13 protein-coding genes and 1 tRNA gene are annotated in these 13,455 nt (G+C 69.1%); 6 read left to right on the forward strand and 8 right to left on the reverse strand.

The genetic code is table 11. The annotated features are described in order from the left end of the window. Positions 1–211 precede the first annotated feature (211 nt). Genes ACLJN9_RS09960 through ACLJN9_RS09975 form a run of 4 tightly spaced genes read left to right on the forward strand, consistent with a single transcriptional unit; the run spans position 212 to position 2,294 of the window. Positions 212–1,018, forward strand: a complete 807-nt coding sequence (locus ACLJN9_RS09960; protein WP_410810852.1) for a class I SAM-dependent methyltransferase — start codon at positions 212–214, stop codon at positions 1,016–1,018. Positions 1,019–1,077: 59 nt separating this feature from the next. Then, on the forward strand, positions 1,078–1,680 hold the full coding sequence (locus tag ACLJN9_RS09965; protein WP_410810853.1) for a Uma2 family endonuclease: 603 nt from the start codon (positions 1,078–1,080) through the stop codon (positions 1,678–1,680). A 37-nt stretch (positions 1,681–1,717) separates the two neighbouring features. Next, complete coding sequence (locus tag ACLJN9_RS09970) at positions 1,718–1,936, forward strand: DUF2945 domain-containing protein (RefSeq protein WP_410810854.1); 219 nt, start codon at positions 1,718–1,720, stop codon at positions 1,934–1,936. Beyond that, the gene (locus ACLJN9_RS09975) at positions 1,923–2,294 is read left to right on the forward strand and encodes a DUF3140 domain-containing protein (RefSeq protein ID WP_410810855.1); all 372 of its coding nucleotides are present in this window, start codon (positions 1,923–1,925) and stop codon (positions 2,292–2,294) included. Before ACLJN9_RS09970 ends, ACLJN9_RS09975 begins: the two co-directional genes overlap by 14 nt. Before the next feature lie 52 nt (positions 2,295–2,346). Here the strand turns inward: ACLJN9_RS09975 and polA are convergent, their stop codons facing one another. From polA to ACLJN9_RS10015, 8 genes are all read right to left on the reverse strand, one after another. Beyond that, the gene (polA, locus tag ACLJN9_RS09980) at positions 2,347–5,046 is read right to left on the reverse strand and encodes a DNA polymerase I (RefSeq protein ID WP_410810856.1); all 2,700 of its coding nucleotides are present in this window, start codon (positions 5,044–5,046) and stop codon (positions 2,347–2,349) included. Between the two features lie 133 nt (positions 5,047–5,179). Beyond that, positions 5,180–5,890 carry an ABC transporter ATP-binding protein gene (locus ACLJN9_RS09985; RefSeq protein WP_410810857.1) on the reverse strand — a complete coding sequence of 237 codons (711 nt, stop codon included), beginning with the start codon at positions 5,888–5,890 and terminating at the stop codon, positions 5,180–5,182. Next, the gene (locus ACLJN9_RS09990; RefSeq protein ID WP_410810858.1) at positions 5,880–6,800 is read right to left on the reverse strand and encodes an ABC transporter ATP-binding protein; all 921 of its coding nucleotides are present in this window, start codon (positions 6,798–6,800) and stop codon (positions 5,880–5,882) included. Before ACLJN9_RS09990 ends, ACLJN9_RS09985 begins: the two co-directional genes overlap by 11 nt. Further along, positions 6,793–7,983 carry a branched-chain amino acid ABC transporter permease gene (locus ACLJN9_RS09995; protein ID WP_410810859.1) on the reverse strand — a complete coding sequence of 397 codons (1,191 nt, stop codon included), beginning with the start codon at positions 7,981–7,983 and terminating at the stop codon, positions 6,793–6,795. Before ACLJN9_RS09995 ends, ACLJN9_RS09990 begins: the two co-directional genes overlap by 8 nt. Next, positions 7,980–8,930, reverse strand: coding sequence for a branched-chain amino acid ABC transporter permease (locus ACLJN9_RS10000; protein ID WP_410810860.1), 951 nt, complete (start codon positions 8,928–8,930; stop codon positions 7,980–7,982). Before ACLJN9_RS10000 ends, ACLJN9_RS09995 begins: the two co-directional genes overlap by 4 nt. A gap of 110 nt (positions 8,931–9,040) precedes the next feature. After that, a complete protein-coding gene (locus ACLJN9_RS10005) occupies positions 9,041–10,207 on the reverse strand; it encodes a branched-chain amino acid ABC transporter substrate-binding protein (protein ID WP_410810861.1) in 1,167 nt (388 codons plus the stop codon). 205 nt (positions 10,208–10,412) lie between these two features. Further along, on the reverse strand, positions 10,413–11,618 hold the full coding sequence (locus ACLJN9_RS10010; RefSeq protein ID WP_410810862.1) for a hypothetical protein: 1,206 nt from the start codon (positions 11,616–11,618) through the stop codon (positions 10,413–10,415). 39 nt (positions 11,619–11,657) lie between these two features. Next, positions 11,658–12,278 carry an ANTAR domain-containing response regulator gene (locus tag ACLJN9_RS10015; protein WP_089019813.1) on the reverse strand — a complete coding sequence of 207 codons (621 nt, stop codon included), beginning with the start codon at positions 12,276–12,278 and terminating at the stop codon, positions 11,658–11,660. 97 nt (positions 12,279–12,375) lie between these two features. On the opposite strand from ACLJN9_RS10015, the gene ACLJN9_RS10020 reads away from it, so the two are divergent. Then, positions 12,376–12,453, forward strand: a tRNA-Leu gene (locus tag ACLJN9_RS10020). Between the two features lie 15 nt (positions 12,454–12,468). Continuing rightward, complete coding sequence (locus tag ACLJN9_RS10025) at positions 12,469–13,236, forward strand: transcriptional regulator (protein WP_410810863.1); 768 nt, start codon at positions 12,469–12,471, stop codon at positions 13,234–13,236. The last annotated feature ends 219 nt before the right edge of the window (positions 13,237–13,455 follow it).

The following is a 13,455-nucleotide window of genomic DNA, read 5'->3' on the forward strand; positions in this document are numbered from 1 at the left end:
CATTACCACAGCGTGCAAGGCCTCCCGGCTTCTCACCGTGCGATGACCTGCGAAAGTCGAACAATCGCGTGGAAAACCGCCCCGGCTGTCTCGTGTGTCACATCAGCCCCACCGGCACCACGGCCCCCTGTCCCGGCGGCAGGGACGACGGGGCCGGCGGGTCGGCCCGGCCCACCGCCCACCCGAGCCCGGCGGGGCCTAGCGTGAGCGCGTGGATGACGACAGCCGGGTGACCCGGCGCCGGGTGGGTGACGCCGAAGCCCGGCGGGCCAACCGCGGCTGGTGGGACACCGACGCCGACGACTACCAGGCCGAGCACGGCGCGTTCCTCGGCGACGTCGACTTCCTCTGGTGCCCCGAGGGGCTGCGCGAGGCCGACGCCAGGCTGCTCGGTGACCTGTCGGAACGGCGGGTGCTGGAGGTGGGCTGTGGCGCCGCTGCCGCCGCCCGCTGGCTGTCCACACAGGGTGCCCGGCCGGTCGCCTTCGACCTGTCCGCCGGCATGTTGCGGCACGCGGCGCAAGCCGCGACACGCACCGGGGTACGCGTACCGCTGGTGCAGGCCGACGCGCTGGCTCTGCCGTTCGCCGACCGGTCGTTCGACCTCGCCTGCACCGCGTTCGGCGCGATCCCGTTCGTGGACGACTCGGCGACCCTGTTCGCCGAGGTGCACCGGGTGCTGCGCCCCGGCGGCCGGTGGGTGTTCTCGGTGACCCACCCGATGCGGTGGATCTTCCTCGACGATCCGGGCGAGGGCGGACTGACCGCGGTGCACTCGTACTTCGACCGCTCCCCCTACGTCGAGCAGGACTCCTCCGGCGTGGCCACCTACGTCGAACAGCACCGCACCCTCGGCGACCGGATCCGCGAGCTGGTCGGAGCCGGGTTCCGGCTGCTGGACCTGGTGGAGCCGGAGTGGCCGGCCGGGCACGAGGGGATCTGGGGGCAGTGGAGCCCTCTACGCGGGCGGCTCTTCCCCGGCACCGCCATCTTCGTCACCGAGAAGCCCTTCGGTTGACGGGCTCGTCGCACTCGCGGTGCGGCCTGCATCGCATCGATCGGCGGCAGGCTCGCCTGATGAGCGCCGAGCCCGTCCCGACATCGCCTGGCCCCTGGTGTCCGGATCCGACGCGGCAGCAGCGTGCCGACTACACGCTCGAGGACCTGCTCGGCCTGCCGGACGACGCCCCCCGCGTCGAACTCGTCGACGGCGTAATCCAGGTGACACCCTCCCCCACCCTGGGCCACCAGGACATCTCACTCCTGCTCTCCCGTTGGCTGCTACAGCACGCCCCCTCCGATCTGCGGGTCGCCCAGGCAGTTGGAGTCGGGCTCAGCTTCACTACCAGCCGCCAACCGGACGTACTGCTGCGCCGATCCGGACTGGCCGCGAATCGGTCGCTTCTGCGGCCCGAGGACGTAATTCTGGCAGTGGAGATCGTCTCGCCGGGAACCCGCCGCACCGATCGAATCGCCAAGCCGGGCGAGTACGCCGCGGCGGCCATCCCGTTCTACTGGCGGATCGAGCAGAATCCGGTGCACCTGTACGCGTACCGCATCGGTGACCGGGTCGGTCCCGGCGGTGAGCGGCAATATGAGCTGATCACCGAGAGCGCCGACGTGATCGAGCTGACCGAGCCCTTCGAGCTGAAGCTGCCGATCGCCGAGATCACTCCGTAGCCCGTTTCGCCCCGGCGGTGCCGGGTAGCCGAACACCATGGCCGAGCAGAGGTTCCACAAGGGCGACCACGTCTCCTGGTCGAGCCACGGCAGCCGGGCGTACGGCGTGGTACAGGGCGAAATCACCGAGCGGACGCGGATTCGCGGGCGGGCGGTGAACGCCTCCGCCGACGACCCTCAGTACCGGGTCCGCAGTGACGGAACGGACCGTGAGGTGGCCCATCGACCGGAGGCGTTGCGTCATGAGCAAGAATGACGACGGCAGGGACACCTACCGGGAGTTCACCGACGCGGTCAACATGAAGCCTCGCGAGCTGTCCACCTGGTTGGAGAGCGACGAGTCGAAGCGGGTCGGCTGGCACAAGGGCGGCCAGTCCGGCGGCGGCGAGTCGGTCGGCCACGAGATGGGTCGACGGATCATCGACCTGCTCCGCCGCAAACGGGCCGACCTGTCCGATGGCGACTACAAGCACATGCGCAAGGTGATCGGCTACGTGCACCGGCACATGGCTCAGCGTCCCACCGGCGACGTCCGCGACACCAAGTGGCGCTGGTCCCTCATGAACTGGGGCCACGACCCCCTCAAGGCCGCCCCGCGCAGGGATCGAGCCTGACCGTCCGGAGCGGGGGTGGGCTCCCACCCGGAACCCCACCGCAACGAGAGGATCAGTGGTCGGCGCTGTTCCAGTCCCGGCCCTCGCCGACCGACACCTCGAGCGGCACCGACAGCGGGTACGCCTCGCCCATCTCCCGCCGTACCAGCGCCTCCAGCGCCTCCCGCTCACCCGGGGCGACCTCGAAGACCAGTTCGTCGTGCACCTGCAGCAGCATCCGGGAGCCCAGCTGAGCCTCGCGCAGCGCGGTGTCGACGTGCAGCATCGCCACCTTGATGATGTCGGCGGCAGAACCCTGGATCGGGGCGTTGAGCGCCATCCGCTCGGCGATGTCCCGGCGCTGCCGGTTGTCGCTGACCAGGTCGGGCAGGTAGCGGCGGCGACCCAGGATGGTCGAGGTGTAGCCGTCCTGGCGGGCCCGGGCGACAACCTGGTGCAGGTAGTCGCGCACCCCGCCGAAGCCGGCGAAGTAGTTCTCCATCAGCCCGCGTGCCTCTTCGGTGCCGATGCCGAGCTGCTGGGACAGCCCGAACGCGCTCAGCCCGTACGCCAGGCCGTAGTTCATTGCCTTGATCTTGCGGCGCTGGTCGGCGGTGACCGCGTCGAGCGCCACCTCGAAGACCGACGAGGCGGTGGCGGCGTGGAAGTCGGCGCCGGAGTTGAAGGCATCGATGAGCGCGTCGTCGGAGGAGAGGTGCGCCATGATGCGCATCTCGATCTGGCTGTAGTCGGCGGTGAGCAGGCACTCGTAACCCTCACCGACCACGAAGGCACGGCGGATGCGCCGCCCCTCCTCGGTGCGGATCGGGATGTTCTGCAGGTTGGGCTCGGTGGAGGAGAGCCGCCCGGTGGCCGCGACCGTCTGGTTGAACGTGGTGTGGATGCGACCGTCGTCGGAGACGGACTTGAGCAGCCCGTCGACGGTCGACTTGAGCTTGGCCACGTCCCGGTGACGCAGCAGGTGGGCCAGCACCGGGTGCGGGGTCTGCGCGTAGAGCCACTGCAGGGCGTCGGCGTCGGTGGTGTAGCCGGTCTTGATCTTCTTGGTCTTCGGCAGGCCCAACTCGGTGAAGAGGATCTCCTGCAGCTGCTTGGGTGACCCGAGGTTGAACTCCCGGCCCACCGCCTCGTACGCGCCCTGGGCGGCGGCCTTCACCTCGGCGGCGAAGTGCGCCTCCAGCTCGGACAGATAGTGCGTGTCGGCGGCGATGCCGATGCGCTCCACGCCCGCCAGCACCCGCATCAGCGGCAACTCCACCCCGGCCATCAGCCGGGCGGACTGCTCGCCGTCGCGGGACAACTCGGCGTCGATGGCGTCGGCCAGGTCGAGGGTGGCCCGGGCCTGGAGCATGAGGTTCTGCTCGGCCACGCCCTCGTCGCCCAGCCCGTCGAGGGTGAGCTGGCCGCTCTCCGGAACGTCGACCCGCAGCTCCCGGTGCAGGTAGCGCAACGCCAGGTCGGTCAGGTCGTAGGAGCGCTGGTCCGGGCGGGCCAGGTAGGCGGCGATCTGGGTGTCGCGGACGATGCCGGCCAACTCCCAACCGTGCGCGGAGCAGGCCAGCACGGCCGGCTTGCTGTCGTGCAGCACCTTGGGCCGCTGCGCGTCGGCCAGCCAGCCGGCCAGCGCGCCCTCGTCGGTCGGGTCGAGTCGCGCCGGATCCACCCAGGCCGCCGCGCCGCCGGAGGTGGCCAGTGCCAGGCCGGTGATCGATGCGGTGTGCCGGCGGTTGGGGCCGGTGTCGAGCTTCGCCGCCATGCCGACCGGGGTGCCGGTCGCGGTGTGCGCGGTCAGCCAGGCGGCGAGGGCACCTGGCTCGGTGAGCATCTCGCCGGTGAGGTCGAAGCCCGACTCGGCCTCCGGCTCGACGGCTTCCAGGTACTGGTAGAGCCGGTCCCGCAGGATGCGGAACTCGAGGGTGTCGAAGACCTGGTGCACCGCCTCCCGGTCCCAACCGGCCCACCGCGCGTCCTCGGGTCGCAGCGGCAGCTCAAGGTCGGAGACCAGGCAGTTGATCTCGTAGTTGCGGATGACGTCGGCGAGCCGTTCGCGCAGGCTGTCGCCGGCCTTGCCCTTGATCTCGTCGGCGCGGGCGACCACGCCCTCGACACCGCCGTACGTGGTGATCCACTTGGCGGCGGTCTTCGGGCCGACACCGGGGACGCCGGGCAGGTTGTCGCTGGTCTCGCCGACCAACGCGGCCAGGTCCCGGTAGCGCTCCGGACCGACGCCGTACTTCGCCTCGATCGCCGCCGGGTCCATCCGGGCCAGGTCGGAGACCCCCTTGCGCGGGTACAGCACGGTGACCTGGTCGCCGACCAACTGGAAAGCGTCCCGGTCACCGGTGCTGATCAGCACCGTCATGCCCTGGTCGCGGGCCTGGCAGGCCAGGGTGGCGATCACGTCGTCGGCCTCGTAGCCCGCCATCTCCACCACCGGGATCTGCAGCGCGGCCAGAACCTCCTTGACCAGGCTGACCTGGCCCTTGAAGTCGGTCGGGGTCTCGCTGCGGCCGGCCTTGTACTCGGCGTACCGGTCGGTGCGGAAGGAGTGCCGGGAGACGTCGAAGGCGACGACGATGTGGGTGGGCTGCTCGTCGCGCAGCACGTTGATCAGCATCGAGGTGAAGCCGTAGACCGCGTTGGTGGGCTGACCCGTCGTGGTGGAGAAGTTTTCCACCGGCAGGGCGAAGAACGCCCGATATGCCAGGGAGTGTCCGTCGACGAGGAGCAGGCGCGGAGTCGTAGCTGTCACGGCAGCGACTCTAGTCCGTCGCACCGACATCCCTGGGTGGCGGCACGGTGCGACCACGCCGGAACGGACAACCGGCCCGGTACGCCGGCGGCCGACCACCCCGCGAGGGATGGCCGGCCGCCGGACGGGTGGCTCAGGCCACGCCGAGGTACGCCTCCTTGACCGCCGGGTCGTGCAGGAGTTCCTGGCCGGTGCCCTCCTTGACGATCCGGCCGGTCTCCAGCACGTACCCACGGTGCGCCCGGGAGAGCGCCTGCTGGGCGTTCTGCTCGACCAGCAGGATGGTGGTGCCCTGCTCGTTGATCCGGGTGATGATCTCGAAGATCTGCTGGATCAGCTTGGGGGCCAACCCCATCGACGGCTCGTCCAGCAGGAGCAGCTTCGGACGGGTCATCAGCGCCCGGCCGACCGCGAGCATCTGCTGCTCGCCACCGGAGAGCGTGCCGCCTGCCTGCTTGCGGCGCTCGGCGAGCCGCGGGAACAGGTCGAAGACCATGGCGAGGTCATTGGTGATGTCGGCCCTGTCCCGGCGGGTGTAGGCCCCCATCTCCAGGTTCTCCAGCACGGTCATGCCGGGGAAGACGCCGCGACCCTCGGGCGACTGCCCGATGCCCCGGATCACCCGCAGGTCGGCGCGGAGCCGACTGATGTCGGTGCCCGCGAACCGGATGCTGCCGGCGGAGATGGCGTGCAGCCCCGAGATCGCCTTCATGGTGGTGGTCTTACCGGCGCCGTTCGCGCCAATCAGCGCCACGATCTCGCCCTCGTCCACGTGCAGGCTGATGCCGTGCAGCGCCTCGATGCGGCCGTAGAGCAGCTTCAGACTGTCGATCTCAAGCAGCATCCTCGACACCTCCCAGGTAGGCGGCGATCACCTTCGGGTCGTTGCGCACGTCGGCGGGTGACCCTTCGGCGATCTTCTGCCCGAACTCCAGCACCACCAACCGGTCCACCACGCCCATGACCAGCCGCATGTCGTGCTCGATCAGCAGGACGGTGACCCCCGAGTCGCGGATCTTGCGGATCAGCTGCAGCAGGGCGACCTTCTCGGCCGGGTTGAAGCCGGCGGCCGGCTCGTCGAGGCAGAGCAGGGTGGGATCGGTGGCCAGGGCCCGCGCGATCTCCAGTCGACGCTGGTCACCGTAGGACAGGTTGCGGGCGAGGTCGCCCGCCCGGCCCTGGATGCCGACGAAGTCCAGCAGTTCCTGCGCCTTCTCCCGGCCCTGCCGCTCCTCGCGCCAGTGCCGCGGCAGCCGGAGCAACGCGCTCGGGACGCTGGTCCTGTGGTTGGCGTCCGCGCCGACCTGGACGTTCTCCAGCGCCGTCATCTCCGGGAACAGCCGGATGTTCTGGAAGGTACGCGCGATGCCCAGCTTGGTGATCTGGAACCGCTTACGGCCGCTGACCGTCTGGCCCTGGAACCGGATCTGGCCGGTGGTCGGGGCGTACACGCCCGTCATCGCGTTGAAGCAGGTGGTTTTGCCCGCGCCGTTCGGGCCGATCAGCCCGAGGATCTCACCCTGGTAGAGGGTGAAGTTGACGTCGTTGAGGGCCACCACGCCGCCGAAGCGCAGCGTGACGTGGTCGACCTCCAGCAACGGCGTACGGCCGTCGGTCGGGGGGGTCGGTTCGCCGACCTGATCGTCCGGCGTCGAGGAGGTCTCCGGCGGGCTACCCACCGTCGTCCGCGCGTCGATCGCCATGTCGCGCTCGCTCGTGACGTCGCGCGCACTGCCCATCCGTGGCTCACTCAACGACAGCCACCTCCTTCTGCCGGTCCTTGAGCTCGGCGGCACGCCGCCGGTTCGGCCAGAGACCCTGCGGGCGGAAGATCATCACGATGATCAGCAAGACCCCGAAGATGAAGTACCGCAGCGACGTCGGGCTGACGTCGTATTCGGTGCCGCCAACCACCACCTGCTCCGGCAGGCCGAACACGTCACCCACCGACCGCAGCCACTCCGGAACGTAGATGACCAGGAAGCCACCGAGGAGTGCGCCACCGATGCTGCCCGCACCACCGAGCAGGACCGCCGCCAGCACCAGGATCGAATTCTCCAACGAGAACGTCGAGGAGTTGACGAAGTTCGCCTGACCGGCCCAGAGCGAGCCGGACAGACCGCCGACCGCGGCACCGATCGCGAACGCCCACAGCTTGAAGCGGAAGGTCGGCACGCCCATCAGCTCCGCGGCGTCCTCGTCCTCGCGGATCGCCACCCACGCCCGCCCGACCCGGCTGTTGGCCAGGTTACGGATCAGGAAGACGGCAATGATGATCACGGTGAGCAGCAGCCAGTAGTAGGGCTTGAACTCGAACTGGAAGATGGCCGACCCGTCCGGGTACTTGCCCGGCGGGTGCCCCACCTGCGGGATACCGCGGTCGCCGTTGAGGATCCAGTCCTGGTTCTTGGCGATGATCCGGATCATCTCGGCGAAGCCGAGCGTCACGATCGCCAGGTAGTCGCCGCGCAGTCGCAGCGTCGGCGCACCCAGCAGCACCCCGGAGAGCAGGGCCAGGGAGATGGCGATGGGCACCGTGACCAACCAGGGCCACGGGCTCTCGAGCCAGTTGTACTCGGTGATGAGCTTGCTCTCCGGCGACGTCAGCAACGCCACAGTGTACGCGCCGACCGCGAAGAAGCCGAAGAAGCCGAGGTCCAGCAGACCCGCGTAGCCGACCACCACGTTGAGGCCGAGGGCCAGCAGCGCGATCCAGGCGCAGTAGAACAGCACTGCGGCCATGTCGTTTCGCGTCGTGTAGAGCGGAATCCACACACCGGGGATGTTGAGGTACTCGTAGAACCACTTGTTCGGCAGCACGTAGAGGAAGGCAATGAAGGCCAACAGACCGGTGATACGGGCGGACTTCGGCAGCCCGTCGATCCTCCGTCCGACGGCGCCCGAGGCGGAATGCCAGCGTTCTCGCAGAGCGGTCATGCTCGCGCCCTCCCCAACGACTCACCCAGCAGACCGGTCGGCCGGAACATCAGCAGGACGATCAGCACGACGAAGGCGATGAGATCGCGCCACTGTGAGCCGAAGAGCGCCGATCCGTAGTTCTCCACCAGGCCGAGCAACAGACCACCGATGGCGGCGCCCCGCAGGTTGCCGATGCCGCCCAGGACCGCGGCGGAGAACGCCTTGAGCCCGAGCAGGAAGCCGATGTTGTACCGAGTGTTCCCGCTCTTCATGTCGCTGAAGACCGCGGCGACGCCGGCCATCAGGCCGCCCAGCACGAACACGAGCGCGATCACACGGCTCTTGTTGACGCCCATCAGCGCGGCGGTGTTCGCGTCCTGCGCGACCGCGCGGATGCCCTTGCCGAACCGGGTCTTGTTCACGAACCAGTCGAGCCCGATCATCATCAGCACGGCCACGGTCAGCGTCAGCAGCTGCACCGGGGTGATGGTCCAGCCGCCGATGCTGATCACCGTCTTGGTGGGCAGCAGGGCGGGCGAGCCGATCTGGCGACGCTGGGTCAGCGCCCCCATGAGCTCCATCAGGGCGTACGAGGCACCGATAGCGGTGATCAGGAAGGCCAGCGGCGGCGCGTTGCGCCGACGCAGCGGACGGTAGGCGGTAACCTCGATCAGCAGCGCGACACTGCCGCTGAGCAGCGCGGCTGCAACGATCGCAAGAGCAATGAGGAGTAGCGCCTTCGGCACCGAGGGGGCGCCGCTGTTGCTGTCGAGCCCGAACACCGCCCAGGTCCAGATGGCACCGAACGTGCCGATCATGAAGACCTCGGAGTGCGCAAAGTTGATCAGGCGGAGTACGCCGTAAACGAGGGTGTAGCCGAGGGCGATGAGCGCGTAGATCGCACCCTGCACCAACCCGGTTGTGGTCAGTTCCGGGAAGCCCCGGACGAGTTCTGCAAAGTCCACCGATGCTCCGAAGGGTGTTGCGTCGAGCCGGTGCGGCCAGGGTTGAACCCCGACCGCACCGGAACAACTCTTTTCGTCACGCCCTCAAACCTGTGTGACCCCCGACGGGATCAGGCCTTCGGGATCTCCAGCTCGGGAGCCCACGCACCGGCGGTCGCCTTGAAGGCCCACACCTTGACCTGCGTCGGGTCCAGCTCGCCGTTGGCCTCCCACTTGTAGGTCACGCCCGAGGCGGAACCGGCCTTGTTGTAGGAGGAGAGGAACGCCAGGACGTCGGCGCGGCTGGTCTTGCCGGCCTTGATCGCCTCGAGGTAGATGTTCGCGAGGTCGAACGACACGTCCGCGTACACGCCCGGGTCGACGCTGTACTTGGCCTTGAAGTCGGTCACGAAGGTGCCCTTGGCCGCGGTGGCCGGGCCACACGGGCAGGTGGAGATGGTGCCCTCGACGTCCTTCTGGCCGGTCACCGACAGCATGTTGGCGTCGTTGATGCCGTCGCCACCGATGAAGGTGCCCGTCCAGCCAGCGGCGCGCAGCTGCTTGAGGAACGGCGCCGCCTCCTCGGTGTAGCCACCGTAGAACAGGACGGGAGCGCCGCTGGTCTTCACCTTGGAGATCTGCGCGCCGAACTCCTGCGCGTTGTCGACCACCTTGTCGGTGCCGACGACGACCGAGCCGAGGCCCTTCTTGACCTCGTCGGCCAGGCCCGCGCCGTACGCCGACTGGTCGTCGATGACGAACGCCTTCGGCGCCTTGATCACGTTCTTGATGTAGCTGGCGACGGCCGGCCCCTGGGAGAAGTCGTTACCCACGCCGCGGTGGAAGACCTTCCAGTTCTTGGTCGAGAGGCTCGGCCGGGTGGCCGAGGGGGAGATGGTGGCGAGGCCCGCGGTGTCGAAGATCGGGAGCCCGACCTCGCTCTCACCGGAGAACGCCGGGCCGATCAGACCGATGATCTTCGCGTCGGCGGCGGCGCTGGTCGCCAGACCACCGGCAAGGTCGGCCTTACCCTGCGAGTCGAACGCCTGCACGCTGACCTTGCAGTCCGCGTTCGCCGCGTTGTACTTCTCCACGGCGAGATCCGCGCCCTGCTTCATCGGGGTCACCAGACCGGCGTCAGCGCCGGAGAGCGCCCCGAAGAAACCGATCTTCAGGTCGCACGCCTTGCTGGCGGAACCGCCCGACGTGCCCTCATCCTGCTTACATGCGCTGGCGCCGCCGGCAATGAGCGTCGCGATGGCGACGCTGCCGAGGACGCGCACGAAGTTTTGCCTCAAGGCTGGAACCCTCCTCCGTCCAGAAGTCCGGTGCCGCCTGGCGAAGAGCCGAGGCGGCAACGGACCGGACCGTTCACCCGGTCTGGGGCGGGACGTTATCCCAAAGGCACTACTCACCGTAAGGTGTCGTAGGCGGCATTGACTCAACCGTTACCCGCGACGGCGCAACTCGCGTTTCAACGTCACATCTCACCCAGCCGGCGTCTCATCTGGTGGTCGGCAGGGGTGCGGACCACAGCGCGGCGGCCGCTCCCCCGTCGACGGCGACCACCATCCGAGCATCGAGCACGGCAATCGTCGCCGACGTGTCCCCACCAGCGGGAGTGTCCACCGGCAGGGCCACCGACGCCCAGCTGCCGCCGCCGTCGACCGACTGCCACAGCTGGTGGTCACGGGCCCCCACCGTCATCGCCAGCAGGTCGCCACCAGCACCGGCCACCGCCTCCACCCCGGCCACCGCCCCGGTGCCCGTCGCGCCGAACCCTCCGACCGCCCGCCACCCACCCGCGGTCGCCGTGCTGGCGGACCCGGCCCGGGTCTCGAGCGCCCACGCCTGGAAGGCGCTGCCCCGTACCCCCAGGGCGTACACGACCGACCCGACCCGCAGCAGACGCTGCACGATCTCGTCCTGATCCGTCGCGGGCAGCGCCACGCGCGTCCACACCAGGGCGTCCTCGGAGAACCAGACGAACGGGTCGCGGTCGGCTCGACCCGCCGGCCGTCCCGCGCCGCCCACCAACCAGCCGTCGGACGCCGCCAGCGCGTCGGTGGCGAGCGTCGTGAGATCAGGTTCGCTGGCGAGCGCGGGTGCCTTGTCGACGAGCTGGAAGTCGGCGGCGTCCGGCGAGTTCCAGACCGAGGCCCCACCGGTTCGGGCGCCCGCGATCAACCAGCCGTCGCCGCCGCCCGCGATGCGGCTCACGCTGACCGCGTCCGGCCCGCCGTACAGCTCGAACTCCGCCCGCACCTCGGTCAGGCCGCCGTCGGCATCCTGCCGCCAGGTGCGTACCCGGGGGTTGCCGTGCGCGCCGCCGGCCCTGGCCCCGATGACGGCGATCCGCCCCTCGTGGCAGCCCACGGCGTAGAGGATCGCCCGCTCGCCGTAGTAACTGATCGGATGCAGCGGCAGCGGGACCCAGCCGAGGCCGTCGACGCTGCGCCACGCGGCCGGTCGGGTCGCCCCGTCGGGCCCGCCGACAGCGCCGACCACATACCACCGCCCCGCGCAGGCGGCCGCGTCGCGCACCATGAGCCGACCCGGGGCGCCCGGCGGCGCCGGCAGGTCGACTGCCTGCCACTGCGGCCGGACCGGCTCGGGAGGACCCTCATCCCGGGCGGAACGGCAGCCGGCGAGCAGCGCGACGACAACCCCGAACACCGCGATCCACCGCCGGACGGACACACGGGTCATGCTATCGATCCGGCGTCGACAGTGGAGCCCGCGGAGTCGTCAGACGGTCGGCTGCGCCACCTCGCCGCCGGCGGTCTCGGCGAGGATCCGCTCGGCGACCTCCTTCATGGTCATCCGGTGGTCCATCGCCGTGCGCTGGATCCACTTGAACGCCTGCGGCTCGGTCATCCCGTACGTCGTCATCAGCGCGCCCTTTGCGCGCTCCACCGTCTTGCGGATCTCCAGGCGGTCGGTCAGGCCGGCGACCTCCGCCTCCAGGGCCGCGACCTCCGAGTAGCGCGACAGCGCGATCTCCACCGCCGGGACCAGGTCGCTCTTCTGGAAGGGCTTCACCAGGTACGCCATCGCGCCCGCCGCCCTGGCCCGCTCCACCAGGTCACGCTGGCTGAACGCGGTCAGGATGATCACCGGGGCGATTCGAGCGCCGGCGATCCGCTCCGCGGCGGCCAGCCCATCCATGATCGGCATCTTGATGTCGAGGATGACGAGATCGGGCTTCAACTCCTCGGCGAGGCGAACGGCGGTCTCGCCGTCACCGGCCTCCCCCACCACCTCGTAACCCTCTTCGACCAGCATCTCGGCGAGGTCCAGCCGGATCAGCGCCTCGTCCTCGGCGATCAACACGCGCCTGCGCTCAGCATCCGTCGGCGTCTCGGCCACCAGCCCTACCCCCACCAGTCATAACCTGACACCCGCCCAGCCGGGTGTCACCACCGTCAGCGTAGTGGGTATCCTGTCAGGGCCGAATCAGGGAAGCGCCCTCGTAGCCCAACTGGCAGCAGGCAATGGTCTCAAACTCCATACAGTGTGGGTTCGAATCCCACCGAGGGCACCACAACTTGTCGTACGGATGTTCGAGAATGTTCTCGTGCATCCACCCGAGATCCGCGTCCGTGCACGGCGACTCTTCCAGGCCGGCGACACGGTTGCCGACACCGCTCGTGCGGTCGGCCTGCCTTATCGGACTGTTTGGCACTGGTGTAACGACCGGCCGGAGGTTAAGCAGCAGGGCACGCAACTACGGTGCTTCCGCTGCCGCGAGGGTGTCGACAGTCCGACAGACCCCGGCGCTTACGCCTACCTGCTCGGGCTCTACCTCGGCGACGGCCACTTGGTGACAACGGCGCGCGTGCCGGTGTTGCGAATCTACTGCTCCGAGGCATGGCCAGGGCTGATCGAAGCGTGCGACGACGCCATGCGGGCCGTGCTCGCCACGAAGGTGCAACGGGTGCAGAAGCAGGGCTGCGTCGGCGTGCAGAGTTACGGCAAGCACTGGCCATGCCTGCTCCCTCAGCATGGACCCGGCAGGAAGCACGAACGCCCGATCGTCCTCGCCGACTGGCAGCGGGACATTGTCCAACACCACCCGGGCTCCTTCCTGCGCGGCCTGTTCCACTCCGACGGTTGTCGGTTCGCCAACCGCGTGACAGTGCGGGGCAAGGAGTACGTCTACCCCCGCTACATGTTCTCGAACAGGTCCGGCGACATCATGGAGCTATGCCAGTGGGCGCTCGATCTACTGGGGATCCCATGGCGGATGAACCTGCCGTGGTCGCTGTCGGTGGCGCGGCGGAACGCCGTCATCGCACTGGATCGGCACGTCGGTCCGAAGTCCTGACCGTCGTCGAGCGGCCACCACTGTGGAGGTGAACCATCCCCGGGTCCGCATCCACCGACTCAAGCTGTCGCCGTCGAAAGCTTGCCAGGGCCGCGCAGACCATGATCAATCGCGACCGGAGGCGGGATCCGCTGAGGGCTGGGGTTGATCGACACCGGACCGGTGATGTGGAGGTGTGTGGGTCGGTGGGTCACCCGGTATCGCCGATACTGTGTCGAT

Origin of the sequence: Micromonospora sp. 067-2, from assembly GCF_046549295.1 — a bacterium.
Classification (GTDB): domain Bacteria; phylum Actinomycetota; class Actinomycetes; order Mycobacteriales; family Micromonosporaceae; genus Micromonospora.